At 43.0% G+C, this 15,030-nt stretch carries 17 protein-coding genes; 2 read left to right on the plus strand and 15 right to left on the minus strand.

Annotated elements, in window-relative coordinates:
* Positions 1-120 precede the first annotated feature (120 nt).
* Both AB5706_RS15925 and AB5706_RS15930 read right to left on the minus strand, forming a co-directional pair.
* Positions 121-303 (minus strand): CooT family nickel-binding protein, encoded by a 183-nt coding sequence (locus AB5706_RS15925; protein WP_118578444.1) that lies wholly within the window; start codon positions 301-303, stop codon positions 121-123.
* Positions 304-315: 12 nt separating this feature from the next.
* A complete protein-coding gene (locus tag AB5706_RS15930) occupies positions 316-711 on the minus strand; it encodes a DUF8180 domain-containing protein (protein ID WP_148462603.1) in 396 nt (131 codons plus the stop codon).
* 504 nt (positions 712-1,215) lie between these two features.
* Here AB5706_RS15930 and AB5706_RS15935 point away from each other — a divergent pair.
* On the plus strand, positions 1,216-2,040 hold the full coding sequence (locus AB5706_RS15935; RefSeq protein ID WP_118578446.1) for an aldo/keto reductase: 825 nt from the start codon (positions 1,216-1,218) through the stop codon (positions 2,038-2,040).
* 155 nt (positions 2,041-2,195) lie between these two features.
* Here AB5706_RS15935 and AB5706_RS15940 read toward each other — a convergent pair whose 3' ends face one another.
* From AB5706_RS15940 to AB5706_RS15955, 4 genes are read right to left on the minus strand one after another with little or no spacing between them, the layout of a single operon-like run.
* On the minus strand, positions 2,196-3,200 hold the full coding sequence (locus AB5706_RS15940; RefSeq protein WP_148462604.1) for an NAD(P)H-dependent glycerol-3-phosphate dehydrogenase: 1,005 nt from the start codon (positions 3,198-3,200) through the stop codon (positions 2,196-2,198).
* Positions 3,201-3,214: 14 nt separating this feature from the next.
* Positions 3,215-3,862 carry a glycerol-3-phosphate 1-O-acyltransferase PlsY gene (gene plsY, locus AB5706_RS15945; RefSeq protein ID WP_118578447.1) on the minus strand — a complete coding sequence of 216 codons (648 nt, stop codon included), beginning with the start codon at positions 3,860-3,862 and terminating at the stop codon, positions 3,215-3,217.
* A gap of 2 nt (positions 3,863-3,864) precedes the next feature.
* On the minus strand, positions 3,865-5,190 hold the full coding sequence (gene der / locus AB5706_RS15950; protein ID WP_173735424.1) for a ribosome biogenesis GTPase Der: 1,326 nt from the start codon (positions 5,188-5,190) through the stop codon (positions 3,865-3,867).
* Positions 5,153-6,538: a DUF512 domain-containing protein gene (locus AB5706_RS15955; protein WP_330382734.1), complete on the minus strand. Its 1,386-nt coding sequence runs from the start codon at positions 6,536-6,538 to the stop codon at positions 5,153-5,155. The genes der and AB5706_RS15955 overlap by 38 nt, the downstream gene beginning before the upstream one ends.
* Before the next feature lie 372 nt (positions 6,539-6,910).
* On the opposite strand from AB5706_RS15955, the gene AB5706_RS15960 reads away from it, so the two are divergent.
* The gene (locus AB5706_RS15960) at positions 6,911-8,080 is read left to right on the plus strand and encodes a ribose-phosphate pyrophosphokinase (RefSeq protein WP_173719481.1); all 1,170 of its coding nucleotides are present in this window, start codon (positions 6,911-6,913) and stop codon (positions 8,078-8,080) included.
* A gap of 117 nt (positions 8,081-8,197) precedes the next feature.
* On the opposite strand, the gene pgeF is transcribed toward AB5706_RS15960, so the two are convergent.
* The 9 genes from pgeF to AB5706_RS16005 form a co-directional block, all read right to left on the minus strand.
* Complete coding sequence (gene pgeF / locus AB5706_RS15965) at positions 8,198-9,055, minus strand: peptidoglycan editing factor PgeF (protein WP_173719480.1); 858 nt, start codon at positions 9,053-9,055, stop codon at positions 8,198-8,200.
* A gap of 52 nt (positions 9,056-9,107) precedes the next feature.
* On the minus strand, positions 9,108-9,269 hold the full coding sequence (locus AB5706_RS15970) for a DUF6783 domain-containing protein (protein ID WP_306467810.1): 162 nt from the start codon (positions 9,267-9,269) through the stop codon (positions 9,108-9,110).
* 12 nt (positions 9,270-9,281) lie between these two features.
* A complete protein-coding gene (locus tag AB5706_RS15975; RefSeq protein WP_148462608.1) occupies positions 9,282-9,644 on the minus strand; it encodes a YraN family protein in 363 nt (120 codons plus the stop codon).
* A gap of 96 nt (positions 9,645-9,740) precedes the next feature.
* Positions 9,741-10,499 carry a ribonuclease HII gene (locus AB5706_RS15980; RefSeq protein ID WP_173719479.1) on the minus strand — a complete coding sequence of 253 codons (759 nt, stop codon included), beginning with the start codon at positions 10,497-10,499 and terminating at the stop codon, positions 9,741-9,743.
* A gap of 1 nt (position 10,500) precedes the next feature.
* Complete coding sequence (gene ylqF / locus AB5706_RS15985; RefSeq protein WP_173719478.1) at positions 10,501-11,355, minus strand: ribosome biogenesis GTPase YlqF; 855 nt, start codon at positions 11,353-11,355, stop codon at positions 10,501-10,503.
* 101 nt (positions 11,356-11,456) lie between these two features.
* The gene (gene lepB / locus AB5706_RS15990) at positions 11,457-12,095 is read right to left on the minus strand and encodes a signal peptidase I (protein ID WP_330590334.1); all 639 of its coding nucleotides are present in this window, start codon (positions 12,093-12,095) and stop codon (positions 11,457-11,459) included.
* A gap of 252 nt (positions 12,096-12,347) precedes the next feature.
* A complete protein-coding gene (rplS, locus tag AB5706_RS15995) occupies positions 12,348-12,695 on the minus strand; it encodes a 50S ribosomal protein L19 (RefSeq protein ID WP_118578454.1) in 348 nt (115 codons plus the stop codon).
* 176 nt (positions 12,696-12,871) lie between these two features.
* Positions 12,872-13,747: a methionyl aminopeptidase gene (locus tag AB5706_RS16000; protein WP_148462611.1), complete on the minus strand. Its 876-nt coding sequence runs from the start codon at positions 13,745-13,747 to the stop codon at positions 12,872-12,874.
* 298 nt (positions 13,748-14,045) lie between these two features.
* Positions 14,046-15,020, minus strand: a complete 975-nt coding sequence (locus AB5706_RS16005; protein ID WP_173736369.1) for an OmpA family protein — start codon at positions 15,018-15,020, stop codon at positions 14,046-14,048.
* Between the last annotated feature and the right edge of the window lie 10 nt (positions 15,021-15,030).

Below are 15,030 nucleotides of genomic sequence, written 5' to 3' on the forward strand. Positions count from 1 at the left end.
ACGGATTACTGAAGCAATCCGCTTTTGTTCTTCTGTATCAGCAGAAAACGTTACTGTACACTTTGTTTGCAAATGCACCTTATGAAACACTTCCACTGAACAGTAATCAGAAAATCCATGTCAGTCACATTTTACTTTAACGATACTGTTCGCAAGGTCTACCATAAGGATGGTTCCCTCTACCACTCTTTCATCACCCATAATATCGCGGAGAACAAGTTTGTTTCCATCTACATTAATACGGCTGACGTTCTTGAAGATTACAGAATCGTCATTTTCTTTATATACAGTTGCTAAACACATAATAATGCCTCCTTATTTCATTTCCTCTTTCACAAGAGTCAGGGCAAGGCCAAGGCGCATGTTGCCTTTCTGGAAATCGGATACGCTTTCCTTAATGGTCTTCGCAGCGGCATCCATTCCCATCTTGGCAAGATTATCCGCCATCTGGTCAAGTTCTGCTGCATGGTGCTCATTGTGCTGAAGCATATAGGTAAGAAGAGCTACTGTCTCATTCCTGCAGTCCCCTCCCTGGCAGCCGCCGCAGTCTGTACTGCAGTTCTGTCCCTCATTATGTGTATGGTCATGACCTTCTGTTCCGTCATGGGTATGCGCATGTGTATGGCTCACTCCGTCTGCATGGGTATGCTGGTGGGTATGCTCATGACCATGCTGGATCAGATTGCCGTTTTCATCTTTGATCAAATGCATAGTAACTACTCCTTTCCGCCTTGAATGCGGCAGACAAATCATAACATTGTTTCTCTTCCAGGCACGAAAAAAACTCACGCCGGCAACGTGAGAAAACATGTAAGAATGGATATAAAGATATTCTATTCCCTTTTAATATAATGAGATTCCGCATACCTCATACCTTCATGCATAACACATTTTCTTTCTTCTACCTAAAAAATCGCAGAGTTATGACATAAATTTATCAAATTTTTCTTTTATTATACAACCTTTCTCATTATTACGCAAGGAGATAATTATAAAATTTCACCAAATTTCAACGCTTTACCACACAAATATATGTTTTAATTTCTGTACAATTTTACCAGTTATTTCTAAAGTTTGTCTAAAGATTAACGAATGCGTATTTAAGCAAAAAACAGGTGAATGTTTTGTAATTATATGCTATAATGAATGAAATTTATTGGTTGCTGATTACTTCATGAGCAGCAGCATTTATTGTTTAATGAGGAGGAATTAGCTTTGAGAGAAACCGTATTCCTGAATACCGACAGAGAAATGCCCCTTTTAGGGCTTGGTGTATATAAAACAGCAGATAACGAAGCAGAGACAGCCATTACAGCTGCAGTGAACGCGGGCTACCGTCTTATTGACACTGCTTCCGCTTACAAAAACGAAGAAAGTGTAGGCAAGGCAATTGCCAAATGTGGTGTCCCACGCAAAGAACTTTTTATCACCAGCAAGATCTGGAACAATGCGCAGCGCCTTGGAGATGTAGATGGTGCTTTTTACAGAAGCATGGAGCGGTTGAAGCTGGATTATCTGGATCTTTATCTGATTCACTGGCCGGTGCCTGGCTGCTATACCGGAACCTGGCTGGAGATGGCCAAACTTCTTGAAACCGGCCGTGTACTTTCCATCGGCGTCAGCAATTTCCAGATTCATCATCTGGAAGAGCTTAAGAAAATTTCCGGTATTGTACCTGCTGTCAACCAGATCGAATGTCATCCGCTTTGCTATCCGAAAGAACTGATTGAATATTGCCAGTCGGAAGGAATTCAGGTTCAGGCTTATGCACCGCTTGCCAGAGGTGCTTACCTTGACAATGATGTAATGTGTGTTCTCGGAACCAAGTATGCACATACTCCTGCTCAGGTCGGTCTTCGCTGGGCAATCCAAAAGGGTATTTCTGTAATTCCGAAATCCGTCAATCCAGACCGCATTGCTTCCAACGCCAATATTTTTGATTTCAACATTGAGGATGAAGATATGGCGATCATGGATACTTTAAATGAAGATCTCCATACATCCCATGTGCCGGATGATCTGAAGGATGTTATTTTTTAATCTTTTCACTCTTTGTAAATTATTAACTGCCAGAACATTGAGCATACTCTTTCGTTTTTTTGCTCACTGCTCTGGCAGTTTTTTGCGGTTCTATTCTTTCAGTTATATTTTCTGTATTTTATATTTTGCAACAGCTTATTTGCTGAATATAGCATTCACAGTTCCCAGGAAATTTCTCCCTGTTTCTCTCTCTGCATCAGGTCTTTCACAGCTTCAGATGCAGGCTTGTTTTCAAACAGAAGCTTATTTACTTCCATAATGATCGGCATTTCCACATTATATTTCTCAGCCAGCGCTTTGGCTGCCTTTGCGGAATAAACGCCCTCCACAACCATCTGCACTTCATCCATAGCCTGCTTCATGGTGTAACCCTGTCCCATCAGATAGCCGGCGCGTCTGTTTCGGCTGTGCACACTGGCACAGGTAACAATCAGATCACCAATTCCGGAAAGGCCGGCAAAAGTCTCCAATTTAGCGCCCATCTTGACACCAAGCCGCGCCATCTCTGCTATTCCTCTTGTGATCAAAGCAGCCTTTGTATTATCTCCATACCCTAAGCCATCAGCAGTCCCTGCTGCCAGGGCGATTACATTCTTAAGGGCACCGCCAAGCTCTACCCCCAGCATATCCGGTGTCGTATACACCCGGAAAACAGGGCTCATAAAAAGGCCCTGGAGATATTCAGCGGTCTCTTTTTTGCGGGCACTGACTACACACGTAGTAGGGAGTCCGCGGCTTACTTCTTCCGCATGGCTTGGTCCTGAAAGCACACAAACATCTGCCTGAGGAATCTCTTCTTTAATAATATCACACACAGGCATAAGCGTATTTTCTTCTACACCTTTCGCCACATTTACAATAATCTGTCCCCGTCGAATCAATGGGGAAAGTCGTTTGCTGATAGCACGCATATAAGCAGATGGTGAGGCAAATACAACTATATCTGGTGAATCCAAAGCTGTCTTTTCATCACCGGTTATCACAATTCCATCCGGAATTTTAATTCCGGGAAGCTTTTTCGGATCCTCCCGGGTCTGATTCAGACTGGCTGCCTTTTCCGGATGTGCAGACCACAACATAACCTGATGACCATTGTTGTGAAGCAGTATTGCAAGTGCTGTTCCCCAGCTTCCGGTTCCCATTACGCTGATTTTTGCCATTTTATCACCTCATCTTATTTGGCTGCAGTTTTCGCTGCACCAAGCTTATTCTCAGTTCCATTTAAAAGGCGGTAAATATTCGCCCTGTGTCTGTAAATTGCAAGTGCTGTCATAAGTCCCATGATCACATCCATCTCAAATGTATGAGGGAAATCCATGCCATAACTTCCCGCAGCGCCAAACCCAATGAAACAAATCAGCGCACCTACATATGCTGCCATTGACCCCAATGACACATAGCGGGTAATAGCTACCAGCCCAATAAAGATCACCGCGCAGATCAGAAATACTCTCCAGTCCATTGCCAGCAGCATTCCCGCAGAAGCTGCAATTCCCTTGCCGCCCCTGAATCCAAGATAAAACGGAAAATTATGTCCAAGCACGCAGCCTGCTGCCGTGTACATGCCAAGCAATGGAAGAATTTCCTGATACCGATTCTTAAATACTGCATCCACGATCAGAATGGCAATCACACATTTAAGCATATCGCCAATAAGAGTCATTGCCCCCGCTTTTTTTCCAAGAGTACGAAGGGCATTGGTAGTTCCTGCATTGCCGCTTCCATATTGACGGATATCCATGTGATGGATTTTTCCGATAATGTATGACGTCTGAAACATTCCAAACAAATATCCAATAGCCAGACAAATAATACGTTCCATCTTTATTCCTTCTCTCCGCGCTCTCTTACAATAAGTTTCAGCGGTGTGCCCCCAAAGTCAAAGGCATCCCGGATTTTATTTTCCAGATATCTGGTATAGGAAAAATGCATAAGTTCTTTGTCATTGACAAAGATTACGAATGTAGGCGGTTTTACCGCAACCTGTGTCATGTAGAAAATTTTCAGACGGCGGCCCCTGTCAGACGGCGGCTGCTGCATGGCAACTGCTTCTGCAAGGATCTCATTAAGCACACCAGTCTGGATACGCATAGTCTGATTCTCAATTACCGCATCCAGTGTCTCAAACATTCTGGAAATCCGAAGTCCTGTTCGGGCAGAAATAAACACGATTTCTGCATAAGGCATAAAGGAAAGGACCTCCCGAATACGGTTAGTATGTTTGTAAATGGTCTTGTCATTTTTCTCAATAGCATCCCATTTATTCACTGCAATGATCACGCCCTTGCCTTTCTCATGGGCAATTCCGGCAATTTTTGCATCCTGCTCTGTAACGCCTTCTGATGCATCGATCATTACAACTACAACATCTGCACGTTCTACAGCTGTTACAGTACGGATCACACTGAAGCGCTCAATTTCTTCTTTTACTTTTGCTTTACGGCGGAGTCCGGCTGTATCGATAAAAATATAATCTTTTTCGTTCCAGGTAACCTTCGTATCAACTGCATCACGAGTGGTTCCAGCAATATCTGAAACGATTACACGGTCTTCCCCCAGCAGCTTATTGATCAGAGAGGACTTACCAACATTAGGTTTACCTACAATAGCAATCTTCGGAATATCAGAATCCTCATCCTCTCCCGTATCCTCCGGGAAATGTTTTACGACCTCATCAAGCATATCTCCAAGTCCCTGACGGTTAGCTGCAGAAATGGCAAATGGCTCGCCGATTCCCAGATTATAAAATTCATAAACATCCATCATATATTTCTGAATGCTGTCCACCTTATTCACTGCAAGTACCACTGGTTTGCCGCTGCGGCGAAGCATATCTGCAACTTTCGCATCAGAATCCACAAGTCCCTGATGTACATCTGTAATAAAGATAATGACATCCGCAGTATCAATAGCGATCTGAGCCTGCTCCCTCATCTGAGAAAGAATCACATCGCCGCTATCCGGTTCAATACCACCTGTGTCAATAATAGTAAAATCATTATCCAGCCATGATACATCTGCATAAATTCTGTCTCTGGTTACACCTGGCGTATCTTTAACAATGGAAATCTTATCCCCTGCCAGTACATTAAACAATGTGGATTTTCCTACATTAGGCCTGCCCACAATTGCTACTACCGGTTTGCTCATACATTTGTCTCCTTTTCTGTTTCTTATGTTCAATCGGATCAAGGACTGCAGACACAAGGTCTGAACCACCTTCATCCACAATTACAATTTCTACATTCAGTTTCCTGGAAAGCTCTTCCACAGAAATATCATCCAGAAAAACATCTTCTTCATTTTTCAGCATGTTGCAGGGAAGCAAAAGCTTCTCTCCAAGGTCTCTGCCGCTTAATTGTCTGATCAGATCCTGTCCCGTGATCAAACCAGACACCGTAATCGTTTCTCCGAAAAATTCGTTTCTTATGGAGATCACATCCACTTCTACATTTGGAAATTTCTCATGGATCATCTCCATATATTTCTTAATAAATGGTGCCGCCAAAGCACCTGTAGCACTGACAGCCTTTATCCTTCGGTCATCTCCTGTCCTGCCTGCAACAGCTTCTTTCACTTCTTCGCCAAGGAGCCGAAGCATTCCCACACCGTTTTCCAGCTGAAGATAGCCATCATAGGACTCTTCCAGGGGCAGATCCTTCCCTGCCAGAATGTACCATTCATCTGAAGCATGGATAAAATGAATGCCATACTGGTCCATCATTTTCTTCTGCCAGGAATGAATAATATCCAGAACTTCTAATGCATCTTCCTTCTGAAACTGTTCCATCGGATACAGCCCCTCACGAAACTTAGTCAGACCAACCGGAACTACTGAAACGCTCTGAAGTACTGGTGCATAGGCAGACATCTTGCGAATACTGTCATCCAGTTCCTTACCGTCATTAACTCCTTTGCACAAAACAATCTGCCCATTCATAGTGATTCCTGCATCATACAGTTTCTGAAGCTTCTTCAATGCATCCCCGGCGAAGCGGTTATGGAGCATTTTACATCTCAGTTCCGGATTCATGGTCTGGATGGAAATATTAATGGGCTCCAGATGGTACCGGATGATCCGGTCTATATCATGATCACTCATATTGGTCAGGGTCACATAATTTCCCTGTATGAAGGACAATCTGGAATCATCATCTTTAAAATAAAGAGTATCTCTCATTCCAGGCGGCATCTGGTCAATAAAACAGAAAATGCAGTGATTGGAACAGGAACGATAATCATCCATCAGATCCTTCTCAAAGGTAATCCCAAGGTCTTCTTCATATTCCTTCTCCACCTCCAGCTCCCAGATCTCTCCGTTTGCCTTTTCCACTTCCAGAACAACGAATTCTTCATTCATCAGATATCGGTAGTCAAATATATCTTCCACAGGCTGACCGTTTACAGTGAGCAGTATATCTCCCGGCACAAGCTCCAGTTCCTGTGCGATACTTCCATCCTGCACAATTGCAATCACGTGTTTATTTTGTTTCTTCACATTTATCTCCATTATAAGTCAAATGCGATCTGTCGCGTCAGCTCTGTTCCAGAATCTGTTTGAAAAATCATTTTTCAAATACATTTTAAGATTCAGAGACCCGAATACAACATCACAGATCGTCCATCTCTGGCTCAGCATAATAAAGCCATTATTTTTAATATAACAAGTTTTCCCGAAAAACACAACAAAAAATTTCATTTCATTCTCACGTCCGGGTAATTTTTCAAGTAAAAATCAATAAATTCCTTGACGACATTTAGGGCAAATGTTATAAATATAAAGAAGAGATCTGTAAAGGTAAAGGACACGTGTCCCCATTTTTTGCAGATAATCGAATCGATAATTAGCATACTACTTAGGAGGAATATCATGCCGAACATAGAATTGCTTGAGAAATCTATGCCTGTCGCACCTATTCGTATCGCAGCGCTGGAGGGCTGCCGCGAACTTGCAGAGGAGGTAGACAGAAACCTGGTAAAATTCCGTAAGGAACTTGTAGAAAAGAAAGGCCTTGACAATATCCCACAGGGATACAGCGAAGACTCTTTTATCGTGGAGTGCGAATGTCCGCGTTTCGGTACCGGTGAAGGTAAGGGAATCATTAAGGAATCTGTCCGAGGAACTGATCTTTACATTATGGTAGATGTTACCAACTACAGTTCCACATACACTGTCTGCGGTCACGAGAATCACATGTCTCCGGATAACCATTTTCAGGATCTGAAGAGAATTATTTCCGCAGCTACAGGTAAGGCACATCGTATCAATGTAATCATGCCATTCCTTTATGAAGGCCGTCAGCACAGACGTAAGAAGAGAGAATCTCTTGACTGCGCACTGGCACTTCGTGAATTAAGTGATATGGGCGTAGCCAATATCATCACTTTTGATGCTCATGATCCGCGTGTGCAGAACTCCATTCCGTTAAATGGTTTTGACAACTTTTTCCCAACCTATCAGTTCCTGAAAGCGCTGATAAAGAACGTTGACAATTTCCAGGTTGACAATGATCATCTCATGATCATCAGTCCGGATGAGGGTGCTATGTCCAGAGCCGTATATTTTTCCAATATTCTGGGCGTTGATATGGGCATGTTCTATAAGAGACGTGATTATTCCACAGTGGTAAATGGCAAGAACCCCATCGTAGCTCATGAGTTCCTTGGCGACTCTGTAGAAGGCAAAGACGTTGTTATCATCGACGACATGATTTCTTCTGGAGAAAGTATGCTTGACGTTGCCAAACAGATCAAAGAACGTCACGCCAACCGTGTATTCATCTGCACTACTTACGGTCTGTTTACAGAAGGTATGGATAAATTTGACGCTTACTATGAGAAAGGCTGGATTGACAAGGTTATCACAACCAACCTGAATTACCGTATTCCGGAGCTTCTTACCAGACCTTACTATGTGGAAGCAAATATGAGCAAATATCTTGCAAGTATTATGGATATCATCAACCATGATGTTTCTGTTGAGAAGGTTCGTTCCAGCAATGAGAAGATCATGGATCTGATGAAGCGTGTAAATCAGTAATAGACAATAAATAAACAAACAAAGCCCTGTTCCACATTATCTCGTTTGTGGCACAGGGCTTCTTTATATTTACATATTTGCATGGATCGTAAACCGCATCTATACGTGTCTGGCACATTATTTTTCCCGAAGAATGCCCAGAAAAGCTGCCAGATTTCCTCTCCTGCCATGGGATGCCCTGTGGGAAAAGAGGAATTCCGGATTGCAGCAGGTGCAAATTCCAGGCACGGAAATATGATCTTCTTTTATTCCTGCCTCCAGAAAAATAATGTGGTTTGCTTCCCAAAGATTCAGCTGGTACTTACCATTCTTCTTTTTATAAAAAAGCCTTTCCCAGTACTTCTCTTCAAAAGCTTTCTGAAATTCCAGAATCACATCTTCGCTTACTTCATAGCAATCCTGACAGATAGAGGGACCAATTGCCGTAAAAATTTCCTCCGGATCTGAGCCAAACTGCTCTGCCATTTTCTCTATAGTCACCTTACCGATTTTCCCAACTGTCCCGCGCCATCCGGAATGAGACAAGCCCACGGCTTTGTGAACCGGATCTACGAAATACAGCGGCACACAATCTGCATAAAAGGTGCATAAAACAACACCTGGAACATTGGTGATCATTCCATCCACATCTTTATATGTTCTTGGACGCGTTACACCTTTCCCCCTGTCTTCTGCCCCCACCAGCTGCACGTTTGTAGTGTGTGTCTGATCAGATGTGACAATATCTTCCAAAGAAAAGCCTACCGCTGCACTAAGTCTGCGATAATTGTCTTTTACCGCGTTTTCTTCATCACCTCTTGTAAAGCTAAGATTCATAGATGAAAAAATTCCCTGGCTTACACCGCCAAGTCTTGTACTGAAACAATGCACAATATCCGGGAACTGTTCAAAAGAGGGATAAGTAAGATAGGTGACTCCATTATTTTCTTTTACTTGCATATGAAGTTTATTTTCGTTATGCCATTTAATCTTCATCTGATTCTCCTCTTCTTCTGATCTCACAGTTCTTCTCGAACCTGTTAAGAATTCATTCTCTAGAGCGTGTTTGAAAAAGGCTTTCTGCAAGATGTGCGTCACAATTTGTGGGAGATTTTGTCCGGATAAGGGCGCCGCAGCGAGCTACGTCAACAGAATTCTGGCATAGTATACCGCAAAGTGGGGCATACAGATTGCAGGAATATTTTTTCAAACAGGCTCTGGCTCACTGACAGAAATCAAAGGCATTTTTTATCCAGCAGATCTTATCGCCGTTGATTCCCACCACATCAAACCTGCATCTCACATCCATGCTTCTGTAATGGTTCTTCAAATATTCCACTGCCACCTTGGAAATCACCAGCTGCTTTCTGCCGTCCACTGCTGCCAGTGGACTTCCGGAGCGTTCCGTACTTCTGTACTTAACCTCCACAAAAATCAACCATCCATCAGCAGTCATTCCGATCAGGTCGATTTCCCCCAGCCAGTTCCTGTAATTTCGCTCCAGAATCATCACGCCCTGGGAAACCAGATAATCTGCAGCGATTTCTTCATAAAAAGCACCTACTTTTCGCTTGTTTTTCTGCATAAAAACTCCCATATATACTTCTGTGTAGGTATCTTTTGTATTCATAACTGCAAAACATATTCATATCCGGATCATCAGCCATTTCAAATTTTCACATTATCCTATAAAATTCTTTATAAAAGTTGCCCTGTGTATCGGACTTGGGCCATATTTTTTCAAGGCTTCAATATGTGCTGCAGCTCCATACCCCTTATTTGAGGCAAAGCCATATTCTGGCATCACTTTATCGTACTCTACCATCATCCGGTCTCTTGTGACCTTAGCTACAATGCTGGCAGCTGCAATGGAAATACTCTTGGCATCCCCTTTTATAATCGGCACCTGAGGTATGGTCACGTCGGGAATGGTTACTGCATCATTGAGAAGAATCTGCGGCACCGGCTCCAGCTTGCTGACAGCCTCACGCATTGCCTCATAGGTAGCCTGAAGAATATTGATCTCATCAATTCTCCGGGGACTTGCCATTCCGATTCCAACAGCTACCGCATTCTCCATGATCACGTCATACAATTCATCCCTTTTTTTTGCGCTTAACTGTTTGGAATCATTAAGATACAGGATTTTGCAGTCTCTTGGCAAAATAACAGCACCTGCTACAACAGGACCTGCCAGCGGGCCTCTTCCAACTTCATCAATTCCGCACACATAGCCCAGATCTTCGTATTTGCGCTCAAATTCCTTCATCTTTTCTGTGCGCAGAAGTTCTTTCTGGTAAGCCTCTTCTTTCTTATGAAGCTGCTCCAGAAGCTTCCTGACTCCACTTCTTGTATCCTCTTTGTATTTTTCAAAAAGAGCGGCATATTCTCCCGGTTCTGCTGCCTGGATCTCACTCTTTATTTCTCCGATTTTCTGCATATTATTTACCTTCTTCTGGCACCCACTCCAAAGTGATTCTTCCAATCTTTCCAGAGCGGAAGTCATCGAACAGAATCAGAGAGGCCTTTGCATAGTCCAGTTCCTCTCCTTTCTTCAGACATCCTCTGGAGCGCGCGATTGCTTCTAATATCTGCACAGCTGTGCCTTCCTCCTGGATCTGATAGCGTTTCTCCAATGCACCAGAATATTTTTCCCGAAGGAAATCAATAAGCGTAAGGGAAAGCTCCTCCATATTCAGAATATCATCCTTGATAGAGCCAATATAGGCAAGACGCATTCCCACTGCCTCATCTTCAAACTTGGGCCAGAGAATCCCAGGAGTATCCAGAAGCTCCACATTCTTATTTAGGCGGATCCACTGTTTGCCCTTGGTTACACCTGGCTTGTTTCCTGTCTTGGCGCATGCTCTTCCAGCAAAAGTATTAATAAAAGTAGACTTACCAACGTTAGGAATTCCTACTACCATAGCACGGATCGGGCGGTTTTTGATTCCTCTTCTTCTGTCCCTCTCAGTCTTCTCCCTGCAGGCTTCCTGAATAGCCGCCTGAATCGCTTTCATACCAGAGCCGCTGCGGGAATCTACTTTTACCACATAGAACCCTTTCCCCTGAAAATAAGCTTTCCATGCTTCATTCTGGCGTTCATCTCCAAGATCTGATTTGTTCAAAAGGATCAGCCTTGCTTTATTTTTCCCAAGCTCGTCAATATCCGGATTCCGGCTTGCAAGGGGAACCCTGGAGTCCACAAGCTCAATGATCAGGTCGATCAGCTTAATGTCCTCCTGCATCTGTCTTTTCGCTTTGGTCATATGACCAGGATACCATTGTACGTTCATATTTACCTCATTCTTGCAGCTGTTCAGCAGATACCGTTCCACAAAGCGTGTAACCGCGAACGTGCTGAACAATCACTTATTTTTTATAAAAGTCTCACAGTTTAATTATTCAACGGCCCTATGTCTTTCTTCGGGGATATCTGGAACCAGAGCTTACCAGTTATATATTTCTTATTCACTCGTCCGATATCGCCATAACGGCTGTCTTCGCTGTTATTACGGTTATCGCCCAGGACAAAGTACTCTCCCGCTTCCAGTGTAATGGCATTGGCTGCCATTCCCGGATTGTTGATCGCGGGAAAATCTTTGCCTTCTTTATATGTCTCTCCATTGATCAGAATTCTTCCATTCACGATCTGAATGGTCTCACCTGGAAGTCCGATCACACGGCGGATATGAAGAGCCGCATCATCACTTGCATTTGTGCGGAATACAATAAGGTCGCCGCGTTTCGGCGAGGACGCTTTATAAGCAAGCTTGTTTACAAAATACCGGCTTCCAACTGCCAGAGTAGGCTCCATGGAGCTCTCCTGCATCGTCACAGACTGAAATAGCATCATGGAGGTCAGCACTGCAAAGATCAGTGTAACTGCGATCTCGAATACCCAGATCAAAACTTTTTTCAGTTTACTGTCTTCCAATTTCTCCATGGCACCAGAAAAAGATTTTTTCTCCAGTTTTGCAATTTCCGGCATGTTGAACAACTGCTCTTTTTCTCTTTTATTTCTTCTGTCGCTCATATCTACTCCATTCGTGTCATAATTGCATGTCCTGCGTCTGGTTCCAAAACGCTTTTTTCATCTCAGGCCAGATACTTTATTATCTTATCACATATCCCGAAAAAGAAAAAGAAAAAATAATCAAAAAAATGCTGCCCAGACAGTCATCACGGCCATCTGCGCAGCAAATGTCACTGTTCGTATTCACTTCGTTCCCGAAAGCACTTCACGGAACATTACCAGTGAACAGCAACCAGCAATTTTCAATTGAAATTATTTAACAAGCTCTTTAACCTTAGCAGCTTTACCTACACGGTCTCTTAAGTAGTTCAGTTTCGCACGGCGAACTTTACCACGACGGATAACTTCTACTTCCTTTACGTGTGGGGAATGAAGCGGCCATGTTTTCTCAACGCCAACGCCGTTGGAAGCTTTTCTTACTGTGAAAGTAGCTCTGGTGCTTCCGCCCTGTTTCTTTAATACAGTTCCTTCAAAGATCTGAATACGCTCACGGTTACCCTCTTTGATCAGTGCGTGTACTCTTACGGTATCACCTACGTTAAACTGTGGAACGTCTTTTTTCAGCTGTTCTGCTTCGATGTTTTTAATAATTTCGTTCATTTTATTCTCTCCTTATTCTCTGGATGTTCTTAATACCCATCACGGTAACAGCGGACCATCTTTTTTCACAACATAAGTGATTATACTATAATTATTTTCTGTTTGCAACCATTATTTTTATAAAAAGCCCATAAAACAAGTCACAAATTTTTTTCAAAGACAACCTTCCAAAACCATTACCAACAGATAACCTCGCAGCCATCCTCTGTTACCAGTACGGTTACTTCCCACTGGGCAGAAGGCATACCGTCCTCAGTGCGTACTGTCCAGTCATCTTCCTCATCTGTATATACTTCATCGCTTCCCATATTTACCATAGGCTCAATGGTAAACATCATTCCCGGCTCCATGATCACGCCGCTGTTCTCTTCGGAAGTATAGCTTACCCAGGGATCCTCATGGAATTCCAGGCCAACGCCATGTCCGCCGATTTCTTTTACAATTGTGTAGCCATTTTCAAGTGCATGCATATGAACAGCGTGACCCATATTTCCAATAGGTTCCCATGGTTTTACCTTGGAAATACCGATTTCCACACATTCTTTGGTTACGCGGACCAGTTTTTCTTTCTCAGGACTTACATTTCCAATACAGAACATACGGGATGAGTCAGAAAAATAGCCATTGTAAATTGTAGAAACGTCTACGTTCACTATATCACCGTCCTTCAGGATCTCATCCTCAGATGGAATTCCGTGGCATACCACCTCATTCACAGAAGTACACACGCTCTTTGGAAACCCTTCATAATTCAACGGTGCCGGGATTCCTCCATGACGCACAGTTTCCTCATGTACCCAATGATCGATTTCTTCTGTTGATACACCAGCTTTAATATGCTCTGCCACATAATCAAGTACTGCAACATTGATTCGACAGCTCTCTTTAATCTTCTCAATCTGCTCTGGAGTCTTGATCAGTTTATGATCCAGAACCGGATATCCTTTCTGACGCAGGATTTCTACTTTCGCATCAAAAGCCTCATGGCATTTTTTATATTTCTTTCCACTGCCGCACCAGCATGGATCATTACGTCCGATTTTTGTTGACATTTCACTCTCTCCTTTTATCTGTGGCTGCTGCGAATGCTACAGCAGTACTTTTTCTTTTGTAAAACATGATATAAACTCACTCTGTTTCTCATTTTATACTTGAAACAGATAAATTGCAACTAATTTTCTATAGAAGTCTCTACCTCCTGCAATTCATAGTAACTGTTCATATTTTTTCAGCTGTTTTTTTCCCACGCAAACAGCTAAAAGAGTTTCAAATGTAAACACAAAAAGAGTATTTCATTTTCTCTGATCTAAGAATTTGAAATACTCTTTTGCTTTTGAAAATTATATGTAACTAATTAGCTGCTGCATCTGCGCCTGCCTCTGTGGCAATATCTGCTGCACTCTCTTCACTTCCCGCCATGATCTTACTCAGTTCTTCGATCATCTCGTCATCCTTCAGTCTGAATTTGACCTCAACACGACGGGAAGCCTCTTTATCTACATTTCCATCTGCATCCAGAATCGGATTCGCCATGGAATGTCCGTTTACAGTCAGGTAATCCTGCAGATCCAGGCTCTGATCCTCAGTCAGAAACTCCCCCTGAATATCAAGAAGATACTGTGCCACTGCAAGTGAACGTTGCTGGGAAAGCTCCAGATTATACGCATAATCACCATCTGTATCTGTATAACCGTCAATAATGATCTCAGCAAGATAATTCTTATAAGTATCCTCCATCAACACCTTACAGTAAATCGGAAGTACGTTTCGGAGTGCTTCCTTACCAGCATCTGTAAGCTCCGACTCATCAACGTCAAACAATACACTGGCATCCAGTGTCAATGCACCAGTCTTGGAATCCAGATTTACATTGATATTATTTTTCTGGAATTCTTTTTGAAGTGCTTCCACAACTTCGGCCTTGACACCAATAATATTATCGATCTTTGTCTGCTGCTCACTAAGCTGCGTGGTCTTCTCATCCAGATCCGTCTGCTGCTGATTCAGAAGAGCCTGCTGCTCTTTTAACTTGGCTTCCTGCTCTGCCAGAGTCTGTGCCAGTGCAGTCAGCTTCTCATCTTTGGTCTTAATAGTTCCTTCCTGTTCTTCAATGGTATTCTGCTTGGCAAGAAGATCAGCCGTATACTCTGCCTGCAGAGCCAGCTTCTCATCTCTCTCCTGAATACTCTCGTCGTAGCTCTTCTGAGCCTGGAAAAGCGTCAATGACATGATCAGTATGAAAAGAAGCAGAACGCCGGCCATAACATCGGAATAAGAGCGCCATATATTAAAGCCTCCATCCCCTGATTTTCTTTTTTTGCGCATGTCTATCTCC

The organism is Ruminococcus sp. RTP21484sp1_RTP21277st1_D2_RTP21277_210401 (assembly GCF_040924225.1).
GTDB classification, from domain to species: Bacteria; Bacillota; Clostridia; order Lachnospirales; family Lachnospiraceae; genus Blautia_A; species Blautia_A faecis.

Coding starts and splice junctions, on each gene's coding strand:
- AB5706_RS15975 (WP_148462608.1), bottom strand. CDS start 9,644: ATGCAGAAAAACAAGCGAAAAGTAGGTGCTTTTTATGAAGAAATCGCT.
- der (WP_173735424.1), bottom strand. CDS start 5,190: ATGAGCAAACCGGTAGTAGCAATTGTGGGCAGGCCTAATGTAGGAAAA.
- AB5706_RS16005 (WP_173736369.1), bottom strand. CDS start 15,020: ATGCGCAAAAAAAGAAAATCAGGGGATGGAGGCTTTAATATATGGCGC.
- rplS (WP_118578454.1), bottom strand. CDS start 12,695: ATGAACGAAATTATTAAAAACATCGAAGCAGAACAGCTGAAAAAAGAC.
- AB5706_RS15980 (WP_173719479.1), bottom strand. CDS start 10,499: ATGCAGAAAATCGGAGAAATAAAGAGTGAGATCCAGGCAGCAGAACCG.
- AB5706_RS15940 (WP_148462604.1), bottom strand. CDS start 3,200: ATGGCAAAAATCAGCGTAATGGGAACCGGAAGCTGGGGAACAGCACTT.
- AB5706_RS15925 (WP_118578444.1), bottom strand. CDS start 303: ATGTGTTTAGCAACTGTATATAAAGAAAATGACGATTCTGTAATCTTC.
- pgeF (WP_173719480.1), bottom strand. CDS start 9,055: ATGAAGATTAAATGGCATAACGAAAATAAACTTCATATGCAAGTAAAA.
- plsY (WP_118578447.1), bottom strand. CDS start 3,862: ATGGAACGTATTATTTGTCTGGCTATTGGATATTTGTTTGGAATGTTT.
- AB5706_RS16000 (WP_148462611.1), bottom strand. CDS start 13,747: ATGTCAACAAAAATCGGACGTAATGATCCATGCTGGTGCGGCAGTGGA.
- AB5706_RS15960 (WP_173719481.1), top strand. CDS start 6,911: ATGCCGAACATAGAATTGCTTGAGAAATCTATGCCTGTCGCACCTATT.
- lepB (WP_330590334.1), bottom strand. CDS start 12,095: ATGAGCGACAGAAGAAATAAAAGAGAAAAAGAGCAGTTGTTCAACATG.
- AB5706_RS15930 (WP_148462603.1), bottom strand. CDS start 711: ATGCATTTGATCAAAGATGAAAACGGCAATCTGATCCAGCATGGTCAT.
- ylqF (WP_173719478.1), bottom strand. CDS start 11,355: ATGAACGTACAATGGTATCCTGGTCATATGACCAAAGCGAAAAGACAG.